The 26,271-nt window shown below is 68.9% G+C and carries 22 protein-coding genes and 4 pseudogenes; 13 read left to right on the forward strand and 13 right to left on the reverse strand.

Going from position 1 to position 26,271, the window contains the following annotated elements; all coding sequences use genetic code 11:
* Window positions 1-116: 116 nt before the first annotated feature.
* The gene (locus tag ABZ865_RS34045) at window positions 117-1,520 is read left to right on the forward strand and encodes an MFS transporter (RefSeq protein ID WP_361239106.1); all 1,404 of its coding nucleotides are present in this window, start codon (window positions 117-119) and stop codon (window positions 1,518-1,520) included.
* Window positions 1,521-1,701: 181 nt separating this feature from the next.
* Here ABZ865_RS34045 and ABZ865_RS34050 read toward each other — a convergent pair whose 3' ends face one another.
* From ABZ865_RS34050 to ABZ865_RS34065, 4 genes and pseudogenes are all read right to left on the reverse strand, one after another.
* Entirely contained in the window at window positions 1,702-2,199 is a 498-nt protein-coding gene (locus ABZ865_RS34050) for a response regulator transcription factor (RefSeq protein WP_361239336.1), read from the reverse strand.
* Window positions 2,200-2,201: 2 nt separating this feature from the next.
* Window positions 2,202-3,398 (reverse strand): RNA-guided endonuclease TnpB family protein, encoded by a 1,197-nt coding sequence (locus ABZ865_RS34055; protein WP_361239108.1) that lies wholly within the window; start codon window positions 3,396-3,398, stop codon window positions 2,202-2,204.
* A 154-nt stretch (window positions 3,399-3,552) separates the two neighbouring features.
* Window positions 3,553-3,722: pseudogene (locus tag ABZ865_RS34060) on the reverse strand (response regulator); the annotation flags it as partial.
* A pseudogene (locus tag ABZ865_RS34065) lies at window positions 3,719-4,453 on the reverse strand (sensor histidine kinase); the annotation flags it as partial. The pseudogenes ABZ865_RS34060 and ABZ865_RS34065, both read right to left, overlap by 4 nt.
* On the opposite strand from ABZ865_RS34065, the pseudogene ABZ865_RS34070 reads away from it, so the two are divergent.
* A pseudogene (locus ABZ865_RS34070) lies at window positions 4,445-5,102 on the forward strand (ABC transporter permease); the annotation flags it as partial. The pseudogenes ABZ865_RS34065 and ABZ865_RS34070 overlap by 9 nt on opposite strands.
* Complete coding sequence (locus ABZ865_RS34075) at window positions 5,099-5,782, forward strand: ABC transporter ATP-binding protein (RefSeq protein WP_361239110.1); 684 nt, start codon at window positions 5,099-5,101, stop codon at window positions 5,780-5,782. The pseudogene ABZ865_RS34070 and the gene ABZ865_RS34075, both read left to right, overlap by 4 nt.
* Here ABZ865_RS34075 and pepN read toward each other — a convergent pair.
* Entirely contained in the window at window positions 5,757-8,516 is a 2,760-nt protein-coding gene (gene pepN / locus ABZ865_RS34080) for an aminopeptidase N (RefSeq protein ID WP_361239112.1), read from the reverse strand. The two genes, ABZ865_RS34075 and pepN, sit on opposite strands and share 26 nt — an antisense overlap.
* 241 nt (window positions 8,517-8,757) lie before the next feature.
* Here pepN and ABZ865_RS34085 point away from each other — a divergent pair, with 241 nt between their 5' ends.
* Window positions 8,758-9,750, forward strand: coding sequence for a GNAT family N-acetyltransferase (locus tag ABZ865_RS34085; protein ID WP_361239114.1), 993 nt, complete (start codon window positions 8,758-8,760; stop codon window positions 9,748-9,750).
* A 46-nt stretch (window positions 9,751-9,796) separates the two neighbouring features.
* Here ABZ865_RS34085 and ABZ865_RS34090 read toward each other — a convergent pair whose 3' ends face one another.
* Complete coding sequence (locus ABZ865_RS34090; RefSeq protein WP_361239116.1) at window positions 9,797-10,636, reverse strand: LysR family transcriptional regulator; 840 nt, start codon at window positions 10,634-10,636, stop codon at window positions 9,797-9,799.
* Window positions 10,637-10,741: 105 nt separating this feature from the next.
* Here ABZ865_RS34090 and ABZ865_RS34095 point away from each other — a divergent pair, with 105 nt between their 5' ends.
* Window positions 10,742-11,467, forward strand: coding sequence for an SDR family NAD(P)-dependent oxidoreductase (locus ABZ865_RS34095; RefSeq protein ID WP_361239118.1), 726 nt, complete (start codon window positions 10,742-10,744; stop codon window positions 11,465-11,467).
* A 30-nt stretch (window positions 11,468-11,497) separates the two neighbouring features.
* Window positions 11,498-11,680 (forward strand): annotated as a pseudogene (locus ABZ865_RS34100) (transposase); the annotation flags it as partial.
* Between the two features lie 36 nt (window positions 11,681-11,716).
* Here ABZ865_RS34100 and ABZ865_RS34105 read toward each other — a convergent pair.
* Window positions 11,717-12,715, reverse strand: a complete 999-nt coding sequence (locus ABZ865_RS34105; RefSeq protein ID WP_361239120.1) for a helix-turn-helix domain-containing protein — start codon at window positions 12,713-12,715, stop codon at window positions 11,717-11,719.
* Window positions 12,716-12,845: 130 nt separating this feature from the next.
* On the opposite strand from ABZ865_RS34105, the gene ABZ865_RS34110 reads away from it, so the two are divergent.
* Entirely contained in the window at window positions 12,846-13,640 is a 795-nt protein-coding gene (locus tag ABZ865_RS34110) for a dienelactone hydrolase family protein (RefSeq protein ID WP_361239122.1), read from the forward strand.
* A gap of 207 nt (window positions 13,641-13,847) precedes the next feature.
* Here the strand turns inward: ABZ865_RS34110 and ABZ865_RS34115 are convergent, their stop codons facing one another.
* Window positions 13,848-14,411: a dihydrofolate reductase family protein gene (locus ABZ865_RS34115; RefSeq protein ID WP_361239124.1), complete on the reverse strand. Its 564-nt coding sequence runs from the start codon at window positions 14,409-14,411 to the stop codon at window positions 13,848-13,850.
* A gap of 358 nt (window positions 14,412-14,769) precedes the next feature.
* Complete coding sequence (locus tag ABZ865_RS34120; RefSeq protein ID WP_361239126.1) at window positions 14,770-15,366, reverse strand: hypothetical protein; 597 nt, start codon at window positions 15,364-15,366, stop codon at window positions 14,770-14,772.
* Window positions 15,367-15,848: 482 nt separating this feature from the next.
* Between ABZ865_RS34120 and ABZ865_RS34125 the strand changes: the two genes are divergently transcribed.
* Window positions 15,849-16,481 carry a LysE family transporter gene (locus tag ABZ865_RS34125; protein ID WP_361239128.1) on the forward strand — a complete coding sequence of 211 codons (633 nt, stop codon included), beginning with the start codon at window positions 15,849-15,851 and terminating at the stop codon, window positions 16,479-16,481.
* Between the two features lie 55 nt (window positions 16,482-16,536).
* Here ABZ865_RS34125 and ABZ865_RS34130 read toward each other — a convergent pair whose 3' ends face one another.
* The 4 genes from ABZ865_RS34130 to ABZ865_RS34145 all read right to left on the reverse strand — a co-directional run bounded on the left by ABZ865_RS34130 (window position 16,537) and on the right by ABZ865_RS34145 (window position 18,721).
* A complete protein-coding gene (locus ABZ865_RS34130) occupies window positions 16,537-16,680 on the reverse strand; it encodes a hypothetical protein (RefSeq protein WP_361239130.1) in 144 nt (47 codons plus the stop codon).
* Window positions 16,681-16,739: 59 nt separating this feature from the next.
* The gene (locus ABZ865_RS34135; protein WP_361239132.1) at window positions 16,740-17,771 is read right to left on the reverse strand and encodes an NAD(P)-dependent oxidoreductase; all 1,032 of its coding nucleotides are present in this window, start codon (window positions 17,769-17,771) and stop codon (window positions 16,740-16,742) included.
* 222 nt (window positions 17,772-17,993) lie between these two features.
* Window positions 17,994-18,422: a MaoC/PaaZ C-terminal domain-containing protein gene (locus ABZ865_RS34140; protein ID WP_361239134.1), complete on the reverse strand. Its 429-nt coding sequence runs from the start codon at window positions 18,420-18,422 to the stop codon at window positions 17,994-17,996.
* Window positions 18,423-18,526: 104 nt separating this feature from the next.
* Entirely contained in the window at window positions 18,527-18,721 is a 195-nt protein-coding gene (locus ABZ865_RS34145) for a hypothetical protein (RefSeq protein WP_361239136.1), read from the reverse strand.
* An 871-nt stretch (window positions 18,722-19,592) separates the two neighbouring features.
* Between ABZ865_RS34145 and ABZ865_RS34150 the strand changes: the two genes are divergently transcribed.
* From ABZ865_RS34150 to ABZ865_RS34170, 5 genes are all read left to right on the forward strand, one after another.
* Window positions 19,593-20,678, forward strand: a complete 1,086-nt coding sequence (locus tag ABZ865_RS34150; protein WP_361239138.1) for a dispase autolysis-inducing protein — start codon at window positions 19,593-19,595, stop codon at window positions 20,676-20,678.
* Between the two features lie 538 nt (window positions 20,679-21,216).
* The gene (locus ABZ865_RS34155; protein ID WP_361239140.1) at window positions 21,217-22,452 is read left to right on the forward strand and encodes an ABC transporter substrate-binding protein; all 1,236 of its coding nucleotides are present in this window, start codon (window positions 21,217-21,219) and stop codon (window positions 22,450-22,452) included.
* Between the two features lie 18 nt (window positions 22,453-22,470).
* Window positions 22,471-24,465, forward strand: coding sequence for an ABC transporter permease (locus ABZ865_RS34160; RefSeq protein WP_361239142.1), 1,995 nt, complete (start codon window positions 22,471-22,473; stop codon window positions 24,463-24,465).
* The gene (locus tag ABZ865_RS34165; protein WP_361239144.1) at window positions 24,465-25,310 is read left to right on the forward strand and encodes an ABC transporter ATP-binding protein; all 846 of its coding nucleotides are present in this window, start codon (window positions 24,465-24,467) and stop codon (window positions 25,308-25,310) included. Before ABZ865_RS34160 ends, ABZ865_RS34165 begins: the two co-directional genes overlap by 1 nt.
* Window positions 25,307-26,077, forward strand: a complete 771-nt coding sequence (locus ABZ865_RS34170) for an ABC transporter ATP-binding protein (protein WP_361239146.1) — start codon at window positions 25,307-25,309, stop codon at window positions 26,075-26,077. Before ABZ865_RS34165 ends, ABZ865_RS34170 begins: the two co-directional genes overlap by 4 nt.
* Window positions 26,078-26,271 lie beyond the last annotated feature (194 nt).

A 26,271-nucleotide genomic window follows, 5' to 3' on the forward strand; every position in this document is an offset into this window, starting at 1 on the left:
TGATCTTCTGACCGTTCAGTGTCTGATCTTTTGCGGTCCTCGCAAAAGTGCTGGGCAGTGGTCGTCGTCCTGCTCGAGCCTGACCGGGCCGTGCCACCCGATGCGAAAGGCAGACCATGACCGCCACAACCACTCATCCTGTTCAGCCCGTTCTGAGTGCGCGCAGACGCTGGACGGTGCTGGCCGTCTGCTGTCTGAGCATGTTTCTGGTGGGCCTGGACACCACCATCGTCAACGTGGGCCTGCCGGCCATCGGGCGCGGCCTGGATGTCGGGACCCGGGGCCTCGAGTGGACCGTTGATGCCTACACCATCGTCCTGGCCGGGCTGCTGATCTCCTCCGGTGCGCTGGCGGACCGGTTCGGGCGCCGGCGGGTGTTCCAGACGGGGTTGGCCGTGTTCGGCACGGCCTCACTGGTCTGTGCGATGGCTCCGTCGGCGGGCGCCCTCGTCGCGGCCCGCGCGGTGCAGGGCATCGGTGCCTCGATGCTCAGTCCTGTGGCTCTGGCGATCGTGGTGAACGCGATGCCCGATCCGCGGGAGCGAGCGCAGGCGATCGGTGTCTGGGCATCGGTCTTCGGGCTCAGCATGGCCGTCGGCCCGGTCACGGGCGGCGCCCTCGTCTCGGCACTCGGATGGCGGTCGTTGTTCTGGATCAATGCGCCGGTCATCGCGGCCGCCCTGGTGCTCAGCGCGGTGTTCGTGCCCGAGTCCCGGGGGGCCCGGGTGCGGCGACTTGACGTTCCGGGGCAGGTTCTCCTCACCGCACTCACCGCTGTCTGGGTCGGTGTCCTCATTGAAGGGCCGCGCATCGGCTGGACGTCGGCGGCGGCACTGGCCGCCTACGGGTTCGCCGCTGCGGCGACGGCCGGATTCGTGTGGGTGGAGTCCCGCCGGCACGAGCCGCTGATGGATCTGCGGCTCTTCCGCGGTCCCGTGTTCACCGGTGCGGTCCTGGGGGCCGTGGCGGTCTTCGTCGCCCTGAACGTGACGCTGCTGCTCAACACCCTCTATCTGCAGCACACCAGAGGGTTCACACCGATGGCCGCCGGGGTCGCGACCCTGCCCATGGCTGTCGGAGCGACCGTCTGCGCGCCGTGGTCGGGCCGTCTGATCGGGCGCAGCGGATCGCGGCTGCCCCTGACCCTGGCCGGTGCCTTCATCACGGTCGGCGGACTGTGCCTGGTGCGACTCGACCAGCACACGAGCCTGCCCCTCCTTCTCCTTGCCTACCTGCTGATCGGCATCGGATTCGGCTTCGCCAACGCGCCGATCACCAACACCGCGGTCAGCGGGCTGCCTCCCGCCCGGGCCGGCGTGGCCGGAGCAATCACGTCCACCGCGCGCCAGGTCGGCTCCGCACTCGGTATCGCCCTCGCCGGCGGCCTGGTGGCGAACAGCACCCCGGCAGGGCTGGCCCACGCGTCCCGCCCGGGCTGGATCCTGGTCGCCGCGTGCGGAGTCCTGCTGTTCCTCATCGCCCACGCCTCGCGGCCGAGGAAGACTTCCCTCAACTCATGAATCGGCCGGCCTGCAGAGGTGATCGCCGGTGGCTCACACGGCGGTGCCGGCGTACGACGACTCCGGCCTGCCGCCGCGCCCCCAGGAGAGGGGCGGTGACGGGTTCGTGCGGGTGACGGACGCCTTGGACGGCAGATCCTCGGTGCGGCCCCGCGAGGGGGTGCTGGGGCCGCGGGCCTGGTCAGCGGCGGATGAGGCCGAGGTCGGTGGCGGTGGCGACGGCGGCGGTGCGTGAGTCCACGCCGAGTTTGGCGTAGACGCGGGCGAGGTGGGATTTGACAGTGCCCTCGGTGAGGTGGAGGCGTTGGCCGATGGCCTGGTTGGACAGGCCGTCGGCGACCAGGGCGAGGACTTCGGTCTCGCGCCGGGTCAGGGCGGTGCCGGGCGTACGCAGCCGGTTCATGAGCCTTTCGGCGACCGTGGGGGCGAGGGTGGTGCGCCCGGTGGCAGCGGTGCGCACGGCGGCGGCCAGGTCTTCGGGTGGGGCGTCCTTGAGGAGGTAGCCGGTGGCGCCGGCCTCGATGGCGGGAAGGGTGTCGGCATCGGAGTCGTAGGTGGTGACGATCAGTACGCGGGGGGCGTCCGGTCGGGCGGTGATCTGGGCGGTGGCTTCGGCGCCGCCCATGCCCTTGCCGAACTGCAGGTCCTTGACTTCCTCCCCCTCGTGAACGAGGGGGATTCCTACGGCTCGCGCCGTGGGGTTTTCTGCTTCACTGCCGACTGCCCGCCCGGAGTTCTCCGTTGAGGTCTTACACCGGCTCCACAGACAGACACCGCCAGCCCGGCGGCCAGAAGGTTCTTCGCCGCGTTCACGTCCCGGTCATGGGCCGTGCCACAGCTGTCACACGTCCACGTGCGGACGTTCAGCGGCATCTCCGGCTGGAGGGTGCCGCAGTGGGAGCACAGCTTGGAGGAGGGGAAGAAGCGGTCCACCGCGACCACTTCCCGGCCGTACCAGCAGGCCTTGTACTCCAGCATGCTCCGGAACTGCGACCACGCGGCATCGCTGATGGCGCGGGCCAGGCTCCGGTTCTTGACCATGGTGCGTACGGTCAGATCCTCGATCACGAGCGTTTGGTTCTCACGCACGAGTCGAGTGGTCAGTTTGTGCAGCACATCGCGCCTGCGGTCGGCGATCCGAGCGTGGATCTTCGCGACCTTCGCCCGGGCCTTGCGCCGGTTGGCGCCGTCCCCCTTGGCTTTGCGGGACAACTCCCGCTGAGCCTTGGCCAGGCGCTCGCGGTCACGGCGCTCGTGCCGGGGGTTGGCGATCTTCTCCCCGGTCGAGAGGGTGAGCAGGTGGTCCAGGCCGACGTCGATGCCGACGGCCGTTTCGGTTGCCGCGAGCGGCTTCACCCGCGCATCCTCGCACAGCAGCGAGACGAACCAGCGTCCCGCGCCATCCCGGCTCACGCTCACCGTGCTCGGCGATGCCCCCTCGGGCAGGGGGCGGGACCAGACGATGTTCAGCGGGTCGGTCATCTTCGCCAGCGTCAGAGAGCCGTCACGGTACCGGAACGCCGAGGAGGTGTACTCCGCGCTCGCACGGGACTTCTTCTTCACCTTGAAGCGCGGGTACTTGGCGCGTTTGGCGAAGAAGTGCGCGAATGCGGCCTGCAGGTGCCGCAGCGCCTGCTGCAGTGGAACGGAGGAGACGTCGTTGAGGTAGGCCAGTTCCTCGGTCTTCTTCCACGCCGTCAGCATGGCCGAGGTCTGGTTGTAGTTGACCCGCTCCTGCCGCGCCCAGGCCTCGGTACGGGCCGCGAGCGCCATATTGTAGACCTTGCGCACGCATCCGAACGTGCGCGACAGCTCGGCTGCCTGCGCATCGGTCGGATAGAAGCGGTACTTGAATGCCCGCTTCACGTGAGTGGCCATGGTTCACAAACTAGCATGGCAACTTGTGACCGTGCTGAGGTAGTTGATGGTGGACGCTGATCCGCCCGCAGGGCGAATCAGCTTTCCCTGCCCTGCTCCGCAGGAGTCCGCTTCCTCCCCCGCCTGAAGGCGGGGGTATCCACGGAGGTATTCCGATGAGGACGACGTCGATGTCGCCTTCAGCGGCGCGGGTGACGGCGTCCTCGGCGGTGGCGGCTTCGGCCACGACGACGAGGCCGGGTTCGGTTTCCAGCACGGCGCGCAGTCCGGCTCGCACGACGGGTGGTCGTCGGCCAGGAGGAGTCGGATGGGGGCGTCGGTCACGGATGGGCCTCGGGCTCGGTCTCGGTGGGCGGGGTGAGGGCCAGCTGTGCGACCAGGGCGGTGCCGTGGCCGGGAGCGGAATCGATGGCCAGGGTGCCGCCGAGGGCGTTCATACGAGCGCGCATCGCCGCCAGGCCGAAGCCGCCGCTCTCGGGGTCGGGCGCGGGCAGCCGGCCGGGGTCGAAGCCGCGCCCGTTGTCGACGACATCGAGGGCGATGTGGTCGCCCAGGTAGCTGAGGGTGACATCGGCGGTGGTGGCCTCGGCGTGGCGGACAGTGTTGGCCAGCGCGGACTGGGCGATGCGCAGCAGGGCGACCTCGTGCGCGGTCGGCATCGGTGCGGGGTCGCCGGTGAGGTGGGAGCGTGCGGTGAGGCGGTGGCGGGCACTGGTGGTGGCGCACAACCGTTCCAGGGCGCCTACCAGAGTGGTGCCTTCCAGGGCCGGCGGGGTCAGGGCGGCGACGAAGCGGCGGGCCTCGGCGAGGTTGTCCACGGCGGCCTGGCGGGCCTGGTCGACATGGCGGGCGGCGGTGTCGGGTCGGCCCGGCAGGGCACGTTCGGCGGCGCGCAGCAGCAACTGGATGCTGGAAAGCCCCTGGGCGAGGGTGTCGTGGATCTCGCGCGCCAGACGCTCCCGTTCAGCCAGCACGCCCGCGGTGTGCTGGGCACGGGCCAGGTCCGCGCGGGTGGTGGTGAGCTCCTCGATCAGTCGCCTGCGCTGCTCGGTCTCAAGGCCGGCGACTGGCTCACTCTGGCCGGACAGAAGCTGAAGGTGACCGCCGTACAGGGCGATGCCTACTTCAGCCACACCCCGGTCGTCTGGACCAGCCTGGACACCTGGCAGAAGACCGCGCCGCCCACCGGCAGCGGTGACGGCCCGACCGCCACCGTCGTCGCCCTGAACACCACCTCCAAGGCCGATGTGGCGGCCACCGACCACCAGGTCGGCACCCAGACGGTCTCCACCTACGACTCGCTGTCCGCGATCGGCTCCAACACCTCCGAAAATGGCTCCCTGCAGTTGATGCGCGGCTTCTTGTTCGCCATCTCCGCACTCGTCATCGGCGCCCGTCTGGACCATCCAGCGCAGCGGCGACCTCGCCGTCCTCAAGGCACTCGGCGCCTCCACCGCCGACCTTCTCAAGGACGCCCTCGGCCAGGCCGTCGTCCTTCTCGTCGGCGGCACCCTGCTCGGCACCGGCATCGCCGCCGGCATGGGGGCGCTCGTGGCCGGCTCGGCCGTGCCATTCATCCTCACTCCAGCCACCGTCCTGCTCCCGGCCGCCGTGATGATCCTCCTCGGCGCTCTCGGAGCCGGCCTGTCCATCCGCCGCATCACCTCCGTCGACCCGCTGACCGCCCTGGGGAGCGCCCGATGAGCCTGCACCTGACCGACATCACCCTCGCCTACCCCGACGGCGACACCCGGTTGACCGCCCTCGACAAGGTCAGCCTGGAGGTCCCCAAGGGCAGCCTGACCGCCGTGGTCGGACCCTCCGGCTCCGGCAAGTCCAGCCTCCTGGCCGTCGCCGCCACCCTGATCACGCCCGACTCAGGCACGGTCACTGTGGACGGGACCGTCACTACCGGCATGACCCGCGGCGAGCGGACCGAACTGCGCCGCCACACAATCGGCATCGTCTTCCAGCAGCCCAACCTCATCGCCTCGCTCACCGCGGCCGAACAACTGCAGGTCATGGCCCAGATCGACGGCCGCCCGCCGGCCAAGGCCCGCCCCCGTGCCATGGAACTGCTCGAAGCCGTGGGGCTGGCCGACCACGCCGGCCGGCGGCCCCACCAGCTCTCCGGCGGTCAGCGCCAGCGCGTCAACATCGCCCGCGCCCTGATGAACGACCCCACGGTCCTCCTGGTCGACGAGCCCACCAGCGCCCTCGACCACGAACGCGGTGCCGCCGTCATCGACCTGATCACCCGGCTCACCCGCCAGCGGGCCACCGCCACGGTCCTGGTCACCCACGACCGCACCCACCTCACCGCCGTCGACCACATCGCCGAGGTTCACGACGGACGGCTCACCCTCCCGGCACGGGCCCACTGACCCGTTCCGACTGTCTCGCCATCGCGCACCAGGCGGCGCGAGCACCGCGACTGCGAACGCGGCTGACGACCGGTCGGCCTGGATGGCGGCCCGGTCGGTGAAGCCGGGCACGATGGGCCGCAATAGGGGCCGGAATCGGCCTTGTTGGCTCGGTGTCTGGTGATGCAGGTGGTATGGGGTGGACTCTGGGCGCATCGCCGGGCCGGGGTTCCGCAGCCGACGCAGGACCCCGACGCTTCGGCCCGCGCCGGGTGGTGCGATCGAGGAATTGCAGATCGAGCTGTGGACCGGGCTGGAAAGCCTTCAGCCGCGGGAGCGCAGTATGCGGCGCATCCGGTCGGCCCGGTCCAGGAGATGTGCGGACGACCGGGACAGCCTGTGCCGCCAGGTCTTCCGCTCGTTTCACGTAGGTCAGGTCGATACCGAACAGCGGGAAGAGCCATTTGGTGTAGGTCGTCGCCGGCATGGTTCCGCTGTGGTGGATGGTTGCGACGTGATCCAGGTAGGCCTCCGCGTAGGGCCTCAGCAAGTCGTTCTGGCCGGCGCTCCAGAACGGCGTCGCAACTGAGTGGACCGAAGCGATAGGCACCGCGCGGTCCGTCGCCAGCGTCTGCCACACCGCTTTCTTCTCGGCCGCGTCCGGGGTCGCAGCGCGGACCTGGAGCCTGCTGACCCACGCTTCGGGGTCCGGGTCGCGGTCGAGCAGAGCCTGTGCTTCGGCTGCGGTCGGGCTTCCGAGCTGAGCCTTGCGAACCAGGGCTCGCCACTGGAGGTCGATGTCGTCCCCGGCCTCGGCCTGGAGCCACGCAACATCCTCCGGTCCGCCCGCGGTGCGAGCGAAGCCGCGCAACGCCGCTTTGCGGTAGGCGCCGACACCGGAGAGGCTGCGGCACGCCGCAGCCACTGTTCGCAGCAACTCGTCCCGCTCCGACTCCGGGCTCCACAGATCTGCGGCCTCGACAGCCAGGTTCAGATACGGCTCGATCACCGACGCGGACGTCTCGACAGCAAGCACTCCGGTCAGGCACTGCACGGCTTCGGCGGCGCTCGCTTCGCCGTTGATCAGCATGTCCCAGGCCGTGGTGACGGCGACACCCCGCGCGGTCGCAGTGGGCAGGCGGGCGACGTTGCGGAAGAACGCGTCTCTGGTCGTGACGTCAGGTCTCGTCGAGGCGAAGGTCAGGTCTTCATCGTTGACCAGATACAGGTCGGCTCCTGCTGGTAGGTCGAGCCGGGTTCGTTCGCCCGCCACCTCGACTTCGACGAGTGCCATGCGCTCAAGGTGGTCCCCGGAACGCTCGTAGGCGCCGACGGCAAGCACATGCGGGCGTGGCCGGCCACCCGGACCCTGAGCGACCAGGGTGAACCCGTCTGCGTCGTGGTCGAGAGTCAGCCGGTCGGTGCCCGCTGTTTCCAACCATCCCGCGCGCCACTGGCCCAGGTCACGTCCGCTGGCGTCGGCGACCGCGTCGATCAGGTCATGCAGCGTGGTGTTGCCCCAGGCATGCGTGGCGAAGTAGCTGGTGAGACCGGCGGAGAAGTTTGCCTCGCCGACGTACGTCATCAGCTGGTGCAGTACGGATGCGCCCTTGGGGTAGGTGATGGCGTCGAACGTCGCTGCGGCCTCGGAGACGTCGCGGACCTGCTGGCGGATCGGGTGCGTCGTCGGTCCCTGGTCCATGAAATAGGCTTTGAGCTTCTCGCCGGCCAGATGTGCCGTCCAGGCGTCGGTGTACGACGTCACGCTCACGGCGGCCCAGTTGCTCGCGAACTCCGCGAATGCCTCGTTCAGCCACAGGTCGTCCCACCAGCGCATCGTGACGATGTTGCCGAACCACATGTGCGCGAGCTCGTGCAACAGGTACCGCGAGAAGATGTCCCACTCCGCTCTGGTCGGCGTGCTCCTGCGCAGGAACCAGTCCATCCAGGTGACGCAGCCGAAGTTCTCCATCGCGCCGGGGTACTCGGGCGTGAAGACCTGGTCGTACTTGTGCTGCGGAAACGGCATGCCGAACTTGTCGGCGAAGAACTCGAGCCCCTGGGTGGTCAGGGTGAACAGTTCGTCGGCGTCCCGGTCCAGGATGGAGGCCAGCGACTGGCGAGCGAAGAGCCCGAGATCATGACCGGCTCCGTGACGACGCAACTCGTAGTACGGGCCCGCGTTGATCACGGTGTTGTACGCCGCCAGCGGCGGCGTCGGCGGGAAGCTCCAGCGTCGCACGGAGCCCAGATCTTCGATCTGCGGGTCACCGCTGTTGCTCAACACCCGCCAGCCGACAGGAGCGGTCACGGTGAACGCCCACGGCGCCTTGAGGTCCGGCTGATCGAAGCAGGCCAGCACATGGTGGGCGTAGTCGGGAGCAAAGTCGGTGTAGAAGTACGTCTCGCCGTCGGCGGGATCGACCGCCTTGTGCACGCCCCAGCCATCGGCCGAGCACTCCGTCACCGAGACCACCGTGAGGACGTTGCGTTCGGCAAGATCGGTCAGCGCGATCCGGCCCTCGACAGCCGACCGCAGCGCGACCCCGTTGAGCGTGGCGCTCTCCACCGCCGCCGGACAATCGACAAAGGTCTCGGCCCCGGGCTTGTGACACATAAAGGTGATGGTCGATTCGCACCGGACCCGCGAGCCGGTCATCAGATCCGTAAGGTCGACGGCAACGTCATACCGCTCGACCGTCAGCAGGCTCGCGCGCCCCTCAGCCTCGGTTTGGGTCAGACTCCTGCCGATCATTTCTTTCCCTCTCGGAGATTCATTCATTCGCTGCGAACCACCCGCTCAGCAGCAAGAGGCCCACGTGAATCGGGTGTGTCCATCGCGTCGCCCATCGGCTGATCGGCGGCTTCCTCCCAGACCTTGGAGGACAGAGCACCCGGAAACGGTAAATGATCACCTCCCTGCTGCATTGAGTAGCTCCTACTCATCGGATGCCGTGGAGCCTGGCATGGCGCGCCGGTTCAGTCATAATGCCGAGATGAGTACCGAGGCTGCGCCGGGGTTCACCTGGCGTCCGATCGACCGATCTGACCTGCCCGCTTGGCTGCGCCTGCGTCAGGCGCTCGAGGCGGTGGACAACGACGGAAGGCCCCCGTCCGAGGCGGAGCTGGCGCAGCGCTTCACAGACTCCTACGTCGACATGGCGCGCGGCAGCATGGCCGCATGGGACGGCGAGCGTATGGTCGGCCACCACTGGATGAAAGCGCGGACCTCGGCAGAGCCCTTTCACGACTTCTGGCAACTGGGCGGTGTGGACCCGGAGTACCGGGGCCTGGGCATCGGTACGCGACTGCTCGACTGGGCGGAGCAGGCGGCCTCGCTTCTGCACAAGGAGCGTTTCCCTGGCGCGCCGCTGGCGCTGATGGACAGCTGCTCAATGGACAACGCAACGGCTGTCGAGTTGTTCCGGGCACACGGCTATGAGCAGGTGCGCTGGACGCATCACATGGTCGTGCCCGAGCTGCGCGCAGCGCTCGCCGCGATGCCGGCGTCTCCGGCACCGGCGGTCGTGGCGTTTCACGCGGTCAGCCCGGAGCGCTCGGAGGACGCGCGTGCTGTCCGCAACGACTCTTTCCGGGACCACTTCGGCAGCACGCCCGCCACGGAGGAGACCTGGGCGCAGTTCACCGGTGGCCCGGCCTTCCGCGCTGCCAACAGTTTCATCGCTTGCGAGCGCGGCGAGCCGCTGGCGATCGTGCTGTGCGAGGAGTTCGAGGCGCACCAGAAGATCACCGGACAGCGAGACCTGTACGTCTCCGTCGTCGGCACCGCCCGCGCGGGCCGCGGCCGGGGTATCGCCTCCGCCTTGCTCGCGCACACGCTCCGCGTGGCGGGCGAGGACGGCTACGACACCACATCCCTCGAAGTCGACGCGAGCTCCCCAACAGGCGCCCTCGGCCTCTACGAACGCCTCGGCTACCAACCCGACAAGACGTACGCGCTCCAGCGAAAATTCGTGCAGGCTTCCTAGTACTCCAGCTGAGGCCAATCCTCTGGCTACCCGCGCTTGCCGTTGGCTAGAGGCGGGTCGCGGTGCGGACGAGGTCGGCGACGGCTTTGGATCTGCTGTGTGGTGGCCAGGCGATGACGGTCGTGACAGCCGGTGCGTCCGGCACCGGCACCGTCGCATGATCGTCGCGCAGGTGGGCTCGGAGGGACTCGGGCACGACCGCGCAGGCCCGTCCGAGCGCGATCAGCTGGAACAACTGGGTGTGGTCGCGCACCTGCGGGCCAGGTCCGTCCGGATAGCCCCCGCCCCGTCGAGGCCAGCGTGGCAGGGGCAGGTCCGTCAGGGTGGTGACCTCGGCCATCGACATATGGGGTCGGTTGGCCAAGGGGTGCCCCGCGGGCAGGACCACGACCTGCTGTTCGGTGTGCAGGTCCTCGGTGTCGAGTCCGGCCGTCGTGTCGAAGGGCCGCTGGAGCAGAGCAACGTCGGCACGCCCGTCGCGCAGCAGCCTTTCCTGCTCGCCGGGCCCGCACAGCATTACCTCGACGGCGACCGCGCCGGGCTCGGCGGCGTAGGCGTCCAGCAGCTTCGACAACAGTTCGCTGGACGCTCCGGCTTTCGTGGCCAGCACCACACCGGGCGGTTCGACAGCTGCGCGGCGGGTGCGGCGCTCGGCGGCTTCGACCGCGTCGAGTGCGGCCCGGGCCTCCCGCAGAAGCACCGACCCGGCCTCGGTCAAGGCGACTGCGCGAGCAGTGCGGTGCAGCAGAACCACTCCGAGCCGCCGCTCGAGCTGCTGGATCGCCCGCGACAGCGGTGGTTGCGCCATGGCGAGCCGCTGCGCCGCCCGCCCGAAGTGCAACTCCTCCGCGACGGCGACGAAGTACCGTAGCTCCCGCGTCTCCACCGCGTCATCGTATCCGGCGCTCACCACGACCGATATCCGTGCGGTATCACCGCCCACCCGGTCGGTCTTGGACGTCCCACCCGGGTTCGCACCACGCTTGATGACATGAGTGAACAGACGATCGCGCTGGTGACCGGTGCGAACAAAGGAATCGGGTACGAGATCGCGGCGGGCCTGGGCTCCCTCGGCTGGCGAATCGGCGTGGGCGCGCGGGATCAACAGCGCCGCGACACCGCGGTGGAGAAGCTGCGCGCAGCCGGGACCGACGCGTTCGGCGTTCCGCTCGACGTGGCAGACGACGCAAGTGTGGCCGCTGCGGCCGAGCTGATTGCCGACCGCGCCGGAGGGCTCGACGTCCTGGTCAACAACGCCGCGATCACCGGCGGTATACCGCAGACGCCCACCACGGTCGATCCCGCGACCGTACGAGTCGTCGTGGAAACCAACGTGATCGGGGTCATCCGCGTCACCAACGCGATGCTGCCCATGCTGCGCGGCTCGGCATCGCCGCGGATCGTGAACATGTCCAGCAGCGTCGGCTCGCTCATCCTGCAGACCACGCCCGGCATCGACATGGGCCCGATTCCCGCTGCGTACTTGGCGTCCAAGACCTTCCTCAACGCCCTCACCGTCCAATATGCCAAGGAACTGAGCGACACCAACATCCTGATCAACTCCGGCTGTCCCGGCTTCACCGCCACCGACCTCAACGGCTTCCAGGGCGTCCGCACTCCCCGCCAGGGCGCGGCGATCGCGATTCACCTCGCGACCCTGCCCGACGACGGACCGACCGGCGGATTCTTCGACGACGGTGGAACAGTGCCCTGGTGACAGACTCACCACCGCTGTTCATCGTGGTTTGCCGGAGACGCCTCCCCGGCGGTGATGCAGTCGTTCTTGTCGCGCGGCGCGTGGGATCACGACGGGGTCCGGGACGACGTGCGGGACATGGTCGTCGAGCATCTGGGCGGCGGCGGAACGCTGGTGCTGGACGAGACCGGGGATGTGAAGAAGGGCGTGCACACCGTCGGTGTGCAGCGGCAGGGGCTTGTTGCCGTCGCGGGCGGTCTCACGTCTGCGTCATCCGGTTGATCCGTTCTCGTCGCAGCGACGACGGAATTTCGCGCGGTACTCCCTCGGCCGCTGGCCCGTGTGTCTGGCGAAGATGTCGCTGAACGCGCCGGCGTCGCGGTACCCGACGGCGGCGGCGATGCTGGTGACGGTCCTGTCGGTGGTCTCCAGCAGGTGTCCGGCTCGACGCACCCGGGCCGAGTGCAGGTACGCCAGAGGCGACTGGCCCGCTTCGTCACCGAAGCGGCGGAGCATGGTTCTCGTGCTGACGTGGAACTCCTGGGCGAGGGCGGGCAGGTCATAGGGAGCGCTGAGGTTCTGGTCGAGCCACCGCTTGACCCCGAGTGAGAACTCCCTGCCCACAGTGGGTATGAGCCGAGAGTCGACATAGGGGGCCTGCGTGGAGCGTGCGTCATCGACCAGCGCGATGCGCGCGGTGCTCCGGGCGACGCCCGGGCCGTGATGCTCGCGGATGAACTGCAGCGCGAAGTCGTACATGGCGCTGAAGGCCGCCGTCGTGGTCACCCCCCGGTCCGTCACGACCAGGCTGTCCGGGCGAAGGCGCACGCCGGTGTACCGGCGGGCGAACCGATCCGCGAACAACCAGGACGTGGTCGCTTCGCGCCCGTCGAGCAGCCCGGCTTCAGCGACCAGGAACGCGCCCACGCAGATCGACACGACAGCGGTCCCCGACGCCGCTTGCGACCGGATCGACGCTACTTCCGGTCCCAGGTGTGCGAGTGCCCGGCCGAGATCGAGCGTGGGTGACAGCTCGAAGCCCGGCACGATCAGGACGTCCACCGGGCGAAGGGCCGAGACGTCGAGGACCGAGCCGCCGGACGCGATCACACGCCGCCGGGGCGAGATGACCGTCACCTCATGGGCGGGCCGGACCGACCCCTGCGCCGCGGCGACGTGCGCTGCCATGGCCAGGAGGTCGGGGACTCCGAACACCTCCGACGCGAAGCAGCCGGGGTAGGCCAGGACACCGACTCGCAGCGGACTCATGCGGCTCCTCGGGCGCCGGTGAACGGGTGGCGATATTACCGGGATACGTGGCGATGCCGCCGCTTCTCAGCAGGGGTGACCGCTGATCATCCTTTCGGTCATGACCATCATGCGAGGACAGAACGACCCCTTGGACGACTTCGCGCGCAGAACCGTCCGCGTCGATGATGCCGACAAGACCGTGTACGTTGCCGGGTCAGGACCGGCAGTCATCCTCATGCCCGAGATGCCGGGCATCAGCCCCGACGTGGCGCGGTTCGCGCGCTGGGTGCGCGATGCCGGTTTCTGCGTGTACATGCCTTCGCTGTTCGGTGTCGACGGTGCCTATCCGCTCGTCGAGGCGCGCGAGACCATCGTCCGGCGCGCGTGCGTCAGCGCCGAGTTCCGGGCGTTTACCGGCGGTGGCACCAGCCCCGTCGTCACGTGGCTGCGCGGACTGGCCCGCCTGGCGCACGCCGAGTGTGGCGGGCCTGGTGTCGGCGCCGTCGGTCTGTGCTTCACCGGCAACTTCGCCCTGACCATGGCGCTCGAACCCGCCGTCATCGCCCCCGTGGTCAACCATCCCTCCCTGCCGCTCGACGACCCCGGCGCCCTGGAGATGAGCCCGGAAGACGCTGCCGCCGTGGCACAACGTGTAGCCCGAGACGGACTGCAGGTGCTCGCCTACCGCTTCGACAACGACAGATGGTGCACCGGCCGGCGCTTCGCGGCCTACCGGGCGCTGCTCGGGGACGCGTTCGACGGCCGCGTACTCAACTCCGACACGGCGAACACGGACCCTCCGCCCTTCTTCCGTGACGTCGTCGGTTGCGCACACAGCGTCGTCACGGCGCACCTCGTCGACCAGGACGGTCACCCCACCATGCAGGCCCGCGACGAGATCATCGCCTTCCTGGCCGAACGGCTCAACGCGCAGCCGCAATGAGCGCGTGACGCTCCCGCACGTGACGACGCGACGCAGCACCGCCGCTTCCCGATGCGATCCGGTCGTCGACCTCCGGGGGCTGTTGCGGCCAGGCCCCCCTCGGCCACGCATGACAGAAGCCGCCGGACGCCCTGACAGGTGGCTCCGATCATCGTGCCGATTCCATGAACCGTCTCGCCGGGCTCCTCTTACGCCGCGACGAGTCGGCTAGCGCGACACGCGGTAGCGGAGGTAGACGACTCTCGAGCTGAAGGTGCGGGTCTCGACGAGTTCGAGATCCACCCGGCGCTCGCGTCGGGGGAAGAACGGAATGCCACCGCCGACCAGCACCGGGTAGACGATGGTCCGGTACTCGTCGATCAGACCCAGCGCGGCCGCTTCGGCGGCAAGAGTCGCGCCGCCGATCGCGATTTCACCCTCCCCCGGCTCGGCCCGCAACCGCTCGATCTCCTCCGCCAGGCCACCGGAAGCCAGGCGGGCATTGCCCTGTACCGCCGACAGCGTGGTGGAGAACACCACCTTGGGGAGCGGCTTCCAGAGCGCGGCCCACTCGAGCATTGAGTCGTCGAGCGTTGGATCCTGGTCGGCGGTCTCCCAGTACAGCATCGTCTCGTACAGCCGTCGTCCCAACAGGTGGACGCCGACCTGTCGAATCTCGTCGATCCAGAAACGAAAGACATCGTCGTCGGGCGCCGTCCAGTCGAAGTCGCCGTCCGGCCCGACAATGTAGCCGTCAAGTGAGACGCCCATCGAATAGGTCACGCTGCGCATCGGAAGTCCTCCTCGGTAACGGGTTCGACAGTACGACCGCCGGACGCCGCGGGCTCATCGCGGCTCGCGGGATACCCTGGGCCGAGTCACCTCACGAGATCATTTCGTCGAGAAAACCTCACTCGACCTGATATTCAACCTCGGGCCTCGGACAGCGCCTCGTGCTTGATCGCTCGCGTTGGCAACCGAAGGCCGTGGGGATGAGTGTGGTGCATCATCCTGTCCGGCAGGAGTCGTTTACGGAAGGTGCGGATGGCTCGGTGCGGTCGCTGATGGCGCTGTCGCTGGTGGGTGAACATCGACGCGGCCGCGTCGGGCTGTACGACGCTCTACCGCGCGCCGGTCCGCAGCCTACTGGTCAGCGGCCCGGCACGTGGTAACGGAAGCGGAGCTCGAAGGTTCCTTCAAGGACGCCGGTCGCAGGGTCGAAGCGCCGTAGGTTCGCGATCTCGGCGCCCGTCCCACGGATGCCCGCGAAGTCGCCCGTCCCGCCCAGGATGACGCCCTTGCCGTCCTTACTGGGCCCTGCGGTCGTCACCGCGTTCAGTGCCCCCGTCCACGGCTGGCCGCTTTCGAAGGCGGGCTTGAACACCTTGGTGGCGACCTCGGAGGAGTTCTCGATCTGGTCGAGGACGATGGTGCCCCGCCCGGGAAAGAACAGCGTCCACACCGTATGGGTGAGCAGTTTTCCACTCTCGAAGTCAGTCTCGGGGAGTACTTCCTCGATCTCGGTGGAGAAACCGACCACGGTGCCGTTCTTGTCTCGCAGCTTGCCGCCCAGCGCGAATGCTTTCTGGAGGTTCGGCTCGGTGAACTTTGCGATTCCCTCGGGGAACACCGCCAGCGGCAGGTCACCGCGGTGTGTTTCGAACACGCCGTCCTTGGGGACCTCGGCGAAAAAGGATTCCTCGACCCAGCGCGCGCCGCGACCGTCCTTCTCGCCGACGATCTGCACCTGGCCGGCAGACCCGCCGGAATGGCCTCGACTCCCGTGGTCCCCGTGCCCGACAGCCTGGTCAGGGCGCCCCGACTCACCGAAATCGGCTGCATGAGTCAGGGACGGAGAAAGGGACGCCAGCGCAGTGGCCCCCACAATGCCTGTGATCATACGCCGGCGACCGCGACTGCCGAACCGTCGGCCACGTACTCCAGCCATCAACTCACTCCCGGTGCTTTTTCGTGCAAAGTCGGATGTGACTCACATAATGGCCGCCCTTTGGTCCCGCCCCGAGAGCAATCCGTACTCCCTTCCCGGCACGCACTTGCATCTGTTACGGGAGAGATGAGTACCGGTTACTCTGTCTCGCGATGGTGCCGGAAAACCATAGTCACCCTCATGAACATCGCTTATGTCTTCCTGTCACTCAACGCCACCGCACGACCGGCCCTGACCCAGCGACAGCCCTGCTCCCCGTGGAGGCCGACCCTCGTCCGCTCGTGACGGCGGCCCTGGTCGCCGGGCTCCTCGCCGGCTATGGCATCGCCATTCCGGTCGGAGCGGTCGCGACCTATCTGGTGGCCCTCACGGCACGCACCTCACTCAAGATCGGAGCCAGCGCCGCACTCGGGGTTGCGACGGCCGACGGAATCTACGCCCTGGCTGCGGTGGCCGGGGGCACAGCACTCACCGGCGTTCTCCAGCCCGTCATGGCTCCGTTGCGTTGGGCCTCGGTCCTCGTACTCGTCGCCCTGGCCGTCCGGGGCAGCGCCACCGCCGTGGACGAGTACCGCAAGCGCCGGTCGGTCACTGGTGCGGACCCTGCGCCGATGAACCCGCGTCGCGCGTATCTGGGTCTCGTGGGAATCACGATCATGAACCCGACCACCGTGATCTACTTCACGGCACTGGTGCTCGGCAGCGACTCGACGGTGAACTCCGCCCTCACGGATCAAGCGGTCTTTACCCTTGCCGCGTTTGCCGCGTCTGCCAGCTGGCAGCTGCTCCTCGCCAGCGGCGGCGCGCTGCTCGGCCGGGTCCTCACGGGCAGGCGGGGACGGCTCGTCACCGCCTTGGCCTCCAGCGCCCTGATCACGGTTCTCGCCGTCCGCCTGCTCATATCCGCCTTGTGACAGGAGGCCGGTGCGAGAAGCCGTTGTCTGCGCCTGACCACTGCGTTTCCGCTGGTCAGGCGCAGTTCGGCTGCCATGCGGCAGTGATGGGGTGGGTCGTTGTCCCATCAGCGGGGGCGCCGGGAGCGTAGCCGCAGGCCAGGCTGTGCGAGCGTGGCAGCGGCGGCGGCAGCAGCAGCGCGTACGTGTGCTCCACCATCCAGCTTTGCGACACCATCGGTGAACCCGATGGTGTCGTCGCTGTGCGCAGGAACCGGTTCAGTAGTACTGGATGGCCGGTTGCCATGCTTCGGTGGGCAGTGGGTGGATTCCCGGTGTGTGGTCGGCTCCGTGCCGGGTCGCCCAGCCGACGGAGGCGACCATCAATGCCGCTGTCAGGTCGAACGCGTTGAGGCTGTCTCCGTCTCCCGCGACCAGGTTGGCGATGTGGCCGCCGGCCACGAGGAAGATGTCGCCGCCGAAGGGACGATGGCTGGTGACCTGGGGCAGGATCTCCTCCCCCGCGCCGAGCAGGTCACGGTCGATCTCCTTGGACGAGTGGCCGGCGTTCAGCAGGAAGCAGCCGTCCTGGAGGCGGCACATGACATCGGCCGAGATCACCTTTTCGTGGCCGGTGGCCGTGACGAGGACGTCTGCGTGGGGGGCCAGGACGGACAGTGCGCCCACTTCGTAGCCCTCGAACTCTGCGATCACGCGGCGCTCGGCGGACTCCTCCGCGACAAGCACCCGGGCGCCGAAGGATTTGGCCGCGGAGGCCAGGCCGGATCCCACTTCGCCGTACCCGACGACCACTACTACGTTGCCGTGGAGTGACAGATTGGTACGGCTCATGAACGCGTTCCAGGTACTGAGCCCCACTGCGTACCGGTTGTGGATGTTGTTCTTCAGAGGCACCCGGTCGAGATCGAAAACGGGGTGGGGAAGATTGATGTCGCGCAGACGGTTGATGCCGGTTCTGGTCACTTCGACGGCGGCCTTGATTCCGACGTGGCCGCGCGCCGCTGCGGCGGCACTGATGTCGGCTCCCATTTCCAGGGTGTGGGTGGGCTGCCAGTCCACGGCTTCGTCGGCGGCGGTGTCTGCGCTCAGGATCGTCATGCGTTTGGACAAAAATTCCGCGACGTCACTCCGGGTGGTTTCCGGGTTGGCGGGCACGACCGCGATGTCGGCGCCCGCATCGGCCAGGGTTTCCAGATATACGGCGGTCTTGACGTCGACGTGGACCGCCGCGGCGATCCGTGTCCCGTCCAGGGCGGGCAGTTGGCGTGCGACCGCGCCGGTGAGCCACATGTGCCGGCGGGCCCAGGTGTGTCGTTGTGGCAGAGGGACGCTCTGCCAGGCGGAGGGGAAATCGACCATCACACATTCTCCTGTCGGTGCTGAATCCGTGGTTCGGGAGCCTTCGGAGCGTCTGATGCAGCTCGGTCGGCCTCACGAGGATCTCGGAAGAATGTAGACACCGAGGGCAGAATCGGGGGCCAGTAATCCTTACTCCATTCCTCCTGTGCGCGCTTACGTGAACAGCAGTGTGAAGGATGCGGTCATCACGGTGGTGTCGCCGTTGTGCGAGGTCCACAGGAATTCAACGATTCCCAGTTCCGGCCGGGATTCGGAGCGGCGCAGCGCGGTGACCTCGGCCTGGCTCTTGATTTCGTCACCTGGGCGTACAGGGGCGTGGAACCGCAGGTCTCGCATCCCGGGAGATCCCATACAGGTGGATCCGACGAGGACTTCCCGAGTGAAGTTCCCCATCACACTGCAGAGCGTGTGCATGCCGCTGGCTATCAGACCCCCGTATATCGAGCCGCGAGCAGCGTCGTCATCCACGTGAAACGGTTGAGGGTCCCACCTGCCTGCGAATTCTTTGATCTCCTCCGCACTCAGCGAAGCCTTCTCCAGGTTGAACACCTGGCCGATGAAGAAGTCTTCATATCTGCGCATGTGCCTGTCCTTCCCGACGGCCGCGCCGGCACGCATCGGGTGTCGGCTGTTACGGAAACCGGCCCACCGTAACGACGGGACTTGTTTTCGCGCATGAGTAGCAGCTACTTGTCCGCGCACGTGATGCGGGCCGGTCCGGACCGACGCAGCTGGACCTTCACCATCTTGGCCGCCTGCTGCGGCCGGATCCGCAGGCGCAGACCGTTTCCCCGTGCTATACGGCGCAGCTCGGCGAGTTCACTGTCGGAGAGCGCGCTACGAAGCGCGAGTACGGCTCCGCTGAGCGCCGGCACCATCATCAGTGCCGGAATCCTGTGGTCCGGCACTCCTATCTCGCGCCATTCCTGGGGCGTGCGTGCAAGAAAGGTCTGTTCGTCCTGTCGATGACTGGCGGCGGCTTTGCGAGCAGTGTCCATCGGGTCCTCTTCCCGTGTGCTGGTGGCAGTCTTTCTGCCGTCACCAGTGCACTGCGCTCGATGCGTGCGGGCATGAGGGGTCACCCCAATGCGGGGCCCGAATGTTGTGCCGACGAGGACGTCGGGCAGTAGGTCCCGGGCCCAACTGATCCCCATCCGATTCGCTCGCCGCCTGAGGTGGACTGGTCGGTGGAGGGGCCGATGGCGTTCTCCGTGCCGTAGAAGCGGCCCTGATCGCATATGACGTCGATCTCGGCGTTCTCTGATGACGCGTCGGGCGCGGGCCAGTCGCCGAGCAGCATCCCAGTCGGTGATGAATTGGCCGACGGTGTAGTCGTCGGCGGTTCCGGATGTCTCGCGGGATCCGAGTCGGTCGAGGGAAACCACGAACTCAGACGATCAGACAGCGGCCGCAGGTCACAGCTTAGAAGAGTCCGCCCGCGGAACCACGGCGCCGGGCGAGGGCACGCGCTCGTGCACGCCACCTGCCCTGCCGGTATGCGGCGGCAGAGTAGGAACTGCTCATCAGCCCGACGGCGCAAACGATGTTGAATGACCGCGGCTGCCGCCAGTAACGACTCTTTGGCAAGAGCGGTCCTGACGCCACATGGCAGCCGAAGTCCTGTGCGCTCCTCCGGATGCGGACCTGCACGTTCAGGTGACCCGGAAAGCGCTGAAGCCCTGCATGCCCAGGAGGCATGACATCGAGGAGGCATCTTTGCGGAAGCCATTCACCGTTGGAATCGCGGCGGCGGTGGGACTGCTCGCACTCACCACTGCTCCCGCCGTGGCCGCCGATGGCGGCCGACACGACGCGTCCGGCTGGACGGTGCCGAAGTGTCACACGGTCGCCGGTGACGGGTCGGTGACGTTCACCCGTGACGAGGGCAAGCGGCTGGTGCCCACCGCCCAGCGACTGCAGCCGGTCGCGTACACGACCGCCCTGATCGCACTCGATCAGCCGGACACGCTGCTCGCCGTGTCGAACAACACGCTGCTCACGTCGGGCGACGCGGGGTGCACGTGGGCGGCGGTGGGGACCGTGAACGGTCACTTCATCCAGCTCACCAAGGCCGCCGGCGGGGCCGCCTACGCGTGGGACCTGGAGGGCGGCGCCCTCGCCATCGTCACGCCGACCGGCGTCAAGCCGTTGGTCTCGCCGACGGCTCAGATCGCCGGGCTGGGCACCGACCCGGACGACCCGCTGCACGTGCGGCTGGTGAACAGCTCCGGCGGCGTGTACGACTCGCGTGACGGTGGCCGTACCTGGATGAAGTCCGGTACCCCGGCGGGCTCCCTGACCGCCGGATACGCGGCCGCCTTCGACCCCTCCGACCCGGACCACATCGTCCTCGGCGGCATGACCACCGGTGCGCGCGTGACCTTCGACGGCGGGCGGTCCTGGACCGCGTCCGACGGGCTGAGCCAGGTCAAGGGCGGCAAGGTGAACGCCTTCAGTCTCGCGGTCTCGCCGACCACGCCGGACGTGGTGTGGGCCATGGGCCTGGACATCGCCGAGATGGATTCCGGAGCGGCGTCCCAGGGCCGGCACATCTACCGCTCGACGGACGGCGGACTCACGTTCGCCCCGGTCGTGGACCAGAGTCCTTCGGTGATTCTCCAGAACGGTCCGGTCCTGGTCCCCCATCCGAGCGACCCGAACGTGGCCTACTTCGTGTACGGCACGTATTTCCAGCAGTTCGGCACGGACATCTACCGATACGACGCGGGCAAGGGGACAGTGGCGACGACCCACAACTCCAACGACCGGGTCATGTCGATCGCGTTCAACCCCGCCGGCGACTCGGTGATGTACCTCGGCCTGGCCGAGGAGGGCTGAGCGGGTGTGCCCGTTCCCGGGCCCGGCCTTCACGACCCGGGCCCGGGCCGGTCGGCGCCGGTGCGGTCGCCTCCTCGGCGGCCGAGCAGGTAGGTGCCCCGCGTGTGGGTGCCTCCCCTCCGGGTCCGCCGGCGGCGCCCTGGTGAGAAAGACCCACCCTCGGTTGCCCGAGGGTGGGCCAGGCCCGGGGGTGACCTGCGGCCATTGCACCTGAGCCGTGGTGGCACCGGCATGAGTAGGACGTACTCGGTGGGTGCGGGTGACGGACACGGCCCTGCGTGGGGCCGGGGCGGTGGCATGGGCGCAGGCGCTTATTAGTAGGGCGTGCCCTCCTGTAACTGATGCGCCCGGTCCCTCAGGCTGACTCGGGCGTGGAGTCGGCCCCCAGTCCCGCATCCAGCGATGGCAGGCGCCGACGGACGGCCGGGTGCTGCCGAGACCGCCGGCCGGCTCCCGGCCATGGCGGCCTGCACCCGCGGGCGGTCCGCGCCGATCCACGCACCGAACTCATATTCAGATTCCCTCCTGGAGGTTCACCTTGCGCAGGCCTTTGATGGGTGCGGCCCTCTCCGCACTCGCGCTGACCATGACCGCGTGTGGCAGCAGTGGGAGTGACTCCACGTCGGATGCCCCCGCGGCCGGCGCGAGCGGCAAGCCGATCACCGTGGGGTACGTCAACATGGAAGGCGGTGCCCTGTCGTTCCCCGATGTCCGTATCGGGGCGGAGGCAGGTGTCCGCTACGTCAACACCGAGCTGAACGGCGTGAACGGCCGCCCGCTCAAGCTGATGCGCTGCGATGTGGACGGCACGCCCGAGAAGTCGATCGACTGTGCCAACAAGTTCGTCGAGGCCAAGGTGGCCTTCGTGTTCCAGGGCATCGACCCGGGCGTGGACGCGATGCTGCCGATCCTGAAGTCGGCCGGCATACCGATCACCGGGCACAGCGCCGACGCGCCCGGGCAGCAGGCCGACGCGAACGCGATGGCGTTCGGTACGGCGGCTCCGGCGAGCCTGAGTGCGCCGCTCAAGTTCTACTCGCAGCAGGGTGTCCGGTCGTACGCCTTCGTGCTGCCGGAGGCGCCGTGGGGTCATGCGATCGCCGACAAGGTCCTCAAGCCGGCGTCGGCGGCCCTGGGGATGAAGCCCAAGGTGCTGTTCACCGATGCGGCGAACCCGGACTGGAGTTCCCTGGTCGCCACGGCCATGGCCGGGAAGCCGGACATGATCGGCGGGCCGGTGCTGACGGACGAGCAGTGTGCCGGTTTCGTCGGGGCGCTGAAGAACGCCGGCTACAGGGGGAAGGTCTTCGGCGGGACCTGCACCTCCGCCTTCGCCAAGGCGATCGGGAACGAGGCCGCCGCCGGGGTGGTGACGTTCTCCGACATGTGGCGGGCCGACGGGGCGGAGTCCGCTCCGGCGGCCAAGCAGAAGGAGATCAAGGTCTTCGAGAAGGGCATGAAGGCCGCCGGCAAGCCGGACACGCTCAATGTCTTCGCCGAGGCGCCGTTCTCCGACGCCGTGAACCTCGCGCGGATCCTGTCGACGATCAAGGGTGAGATCACCGGCCCCGCGGTCCTCGACGCGCTGAAGAAGACCAAGGACTTCGACCTGTTCCTGGGCCCGGTCGTCACGTGCGACGGCACGGCCTGGCCGGGGCAGAGCAACTGCGGCAACTCCATCCTCTTCTACGAGAACCAGCCCGAGGGCGGAGTGAAGGTCGTCTCCGACGGATACCTGCGGCTGACGCCGGCCGACCTGGCCCCGGCCAAGTAGACGCCGAGGGATCCGGCGATGAACTCCTACCTCAGCATGCTCGTCGTGGGGCTGGGTGTCGGCGCGGTCTACGCGGCCCTGGCGACCGGGCTCGTGGCGATCCACAAGGGCACGGGCATCGTCAACTTCGCCCAGGGGGCGATGGCGATGTGGAGCGTCTACACCTTCGACGAGATCCGCAAGACCGGCACCTGGATCCTGCCGGTGGGCAGCGTCCCGGTCGGGGACGCGTTCGCCACGGCCCTGACCGTGGCGCTGCTGTCCGCCGCCGGGCTGGGCGGACTGGTGCACGTGCTGGTCTTCCGCCCGCTGCGGCACGCGCCTCAGCTGGCGAAGGTCGTGGCCACGATCGGCATCATGATCTCGATGCAGGCGCTGGTCGTGCTCCGGTTCTCCTCCCAGCCGCGCACGGTGGCCGCCCTGCTGCCCAGCGACGCGCTGAGGTGGGGTGGCGTGGCCTTCTCCCGCGATCGCCTGTACCTGTCGGCGATCGCGGGGCTGGCCGCAGTGGCGGTGTGGGCCTACTACCGGTTCACCCGGATCGGCCTGGCCACCCGTGCGGCCTCGGAGAACGAGACCGCGGCTGCACTGTTCGGGTACTCCCCCGACCTGCTGGCGGGCATCACCTGGGCGCTGGCCGGCACGGTCACCGCGTTCGCGGCGATCATGGCGGCGCCGACCACGGGCCTGAACCCGACCAACTACACGCTGTACGTCGTGCCGGCTCTCGCGGTGGCGCTCATGGCCCGGCTGCAGTCGCTCGGAGCGGCCTGTGCGGCGGGCCTCGCGCTCGGCGCCGTCCAGTCCGAGATCGTCTTCCTCTCCTCGCAGACGTGGTGGCCGCAGTGGGCACGCTCCGGCGCGGCCGACACCCTGCCGTTCGTGGTCATCGTCGTCTGCCTGTTCGTCTTCGGCCGGAGCATCCCCGGTCGAGGAGGCGGTGAGACGGACTCCCTGCCCGAGGTCCGACTGCCGCGGATGCGGCCCGTGGTGGTCGCACTGTGGACGGGGGTGGGCCTGGCACTGCTCCTGGTGACCAGCGGAAGCTACCGGTTCGGCGTGGTCACCACCATGATCATGGCGGTGGTCGCGCTGTCCCTGGTGGTGCTGACCGGTCTGGTCGGGCAGATCTCGCTCGCCCAGGCGGCGTTCGCCGGCGCCGCAGGCTTCGCACTCTCGAAGCTGAGCACGAACGCCCATGTCCCCTTTCCGCTGTCGCTGTTGCTCGCCGGACTCGTCGCAGCTGTCCTCGGGGTGCTCGTCGGCCTGCCGGCCCTGCGCATCCGCGGGGCGCAGCTGGCGCTGGTGACCCTCGCCGGGGCCCTGACGATCGAGCGGTTCCTGTTCCGCAACCCGTCCTTCTCGGCGCCCGGCGGCGAACCCGTCCAGGACGCCTCGCTGTTCGGCCTGGACCTGGCCGTGCGCAAGGGGGAGGACCTGCTGCGCCTGCCGTTCGCGGTGATGGTGCTCGTCGTACTGCTGCTGGTGGTCCTCGCGGTGGGCAACCTGGTCCGCGGTGACACCGGGCGGGCGTTCCTGGCGGTGCGCTCCAACGAGCGGGCCGCTGCCGCGGCGGGCGTGAACGTGGCCGCGACGAAGCTGCTGGCCTTCGCGATCGCCTCGTTCCTCGCCGGAATCGGCGGCTGCCTGATCGGCTACAGCCGCGGGCAGTTGTCGGTGGAGTCCTTCGGTGTGACCTCCGGGCTGGCCTTCCTCGCCTTCGCCTATCTCGGCGGTATCACCAGCATCAGCGGCGCCGTCGTGGCCGGGCTGCTGGCCCCGGGCGGGTTGTTCTTCGTGTTCTTCGACCGCGCCGTCGACATGGGCGAGTACTACCTGCTGGTGTCCGGACTGGGTCTGGTCCTGACAGCCGTGCTCAACCCGAACGGCATCGCCGACAAGCTGCGGCCGGGACCGCTGCCGAAGCCCGTGCGGCGCCTGGTCGCAAGGCCGAGGCCCAACGCCGCGGTGGGCGCACCGCTCATGCCCGCCTCGCACGAGGGAGACTCCTGATGCCCGCCGACGACATCCTGTTGGAGACGAGGGGCCTGACGGTCCGCTATGGAGGGGTGCTCGCGGTCGACGACGCCTCGCTGCGGGTGTCGAAGGGCCGGATCACCGGACTGATCGGCCCCAACGGGGCGGGCAAGACCAGCCTCGTGGACGCGGTCACCGGCTTCACGCCCAGCAGCGGCGAAGTGCTGCTGGGCGGTGCGCCCGCGCACCGGTGGCCCGCGCACCGCCGCTCCCGTGCGGGCCTGGCCCGCACCTGGCAGTCGCTCGAGCTGTTCGACGATCTGACGGTCGCCCAGAACGTGCTGGTGGCGGCCCGCCGGCTGACCGTCGGCTCGGTCTTCGCCGACCTGTGGCGCCCCCGGCGCTCCGCGGCGGAACCGGCGGTGGCCACCGCTTTGGACCGGGTCGGTCTCGGCGATGTCGCGGACCGTCGTCCGGGCGAGTTGCCGCTGGGCCGGCGCAAGCTGCTCGGGGTCGCCCGGGCGCTCGCCGCCGGGCCTCAGGTGCTGCTGCTGGACGAACCAGCGGCGGGCCTGGACACCGGCGAGAGCGAGGAGCTCGGCCGACGACTGCGGGGCATCGCCGACCAGGGCACCGGCATCCTGCTCATCGACCATGACATGGGCCTGGTGCTGGACGTCTGCGACGACGTGTACGTCCTGGAGTTCGGTCGGGTGATCGCGCACGGCACGCCCGCCGAGATCCGCGCCGACGAGCAGGTCGTCGCCGCCTACCTGGGCGACAGCGCCAAGCCGCACAACACCGAAGTCGCCGAGGGCGCGGTCGAGGGGCCGCGGCCGGCCGCGGAGGCCGCCGGGCGGCAGAAGGAAGGCCACAGGTGAGCCTGGAGAGCACGGCGGGGGCCGTCCCCGCACAGCAGAGGAGCGGGCCGGTCGTCGCGACGCGGGGCCTGGTCGCCGGGTACCGGGGGCTGCCGGTGGTACGGGATCTCACGCTGCACGTCGCGGCCGGCGAGATCGTGGCTCTGCTCGGACCCAACGGTGCCGGCAAGACGACGACGCTGATGACCCTGGCGGGTCTGCTGCCCCCCATCGCCGGCGAGGTGACGCTGCTGGGCGAGCCGGTGCACGGCCGCAAGGTGCACACCCTGGCGCGCAGGGGCGTGGCACTCGTACCCGAAGGCCGCGGGCTGTTCCCCGGTCTGACCGTGGCCGAGCACTTCCGGCTCGCCCGGCGCCGGGAGGGCGAGGCGCAGGGCGAGGCCCTGGAGCGGGCCCTGGGCTACTTCCCCGAGCTCAAGCGGCTCATGGGACGCCGGTGCGGGCTGCTCTCGGGTGGCGAGCAGCAGATCATGGCCGTGTGCCGGGCGCTGGTGACCTCGCCGAGGGTGCTGATGGTCGACGAGATGAGCCTGGGACTCGCGCCGAAGATCGTCGAGCGGCTGCTGGAGGTGCTGCGGCAGATCGCCGTCGAGCAGGACCTGGCGGTCCTTCTCGTGGAACAGCACGTCCACATGGCGCTCGGTGTCGCCGACCGCGGCTATGTGCTCAGCCACGGCGCCCTGGTGATGGAAGGCGCGGCCGCCGACCTGGCCGGGCGCCGCGAGGTGCTGGCCAGCACCTACCTGGGCGGTTCGGCCCTGGACTGACCGCCGGGTGCTGTCCATCTGATGTGCCGTCGGCCGGGCTGGATCCCGGCCGCCGGCACATTGCCGGGTACGGTCCCTGCAGCCGGCGCGGCTCGTGACGGCTACGTCCGTCCCCCCTCTCTCCCGGCCCGTATCGCTACGGCCGGACGTCGGGTGGGTCCTTTGGCCGGCAGACCTCTGGTCCGGTCTTGATC

Origin of the sequence: Streptomyces sp. NPDC047085 (assembly GCF_040643735.1) — a bacterium.
Classification (GTDB): domain Bacteria; phylum Actinomycetota; class Actinomycetes; order Streptomycetales; family Streptomycetaceae; genus Streptomyces.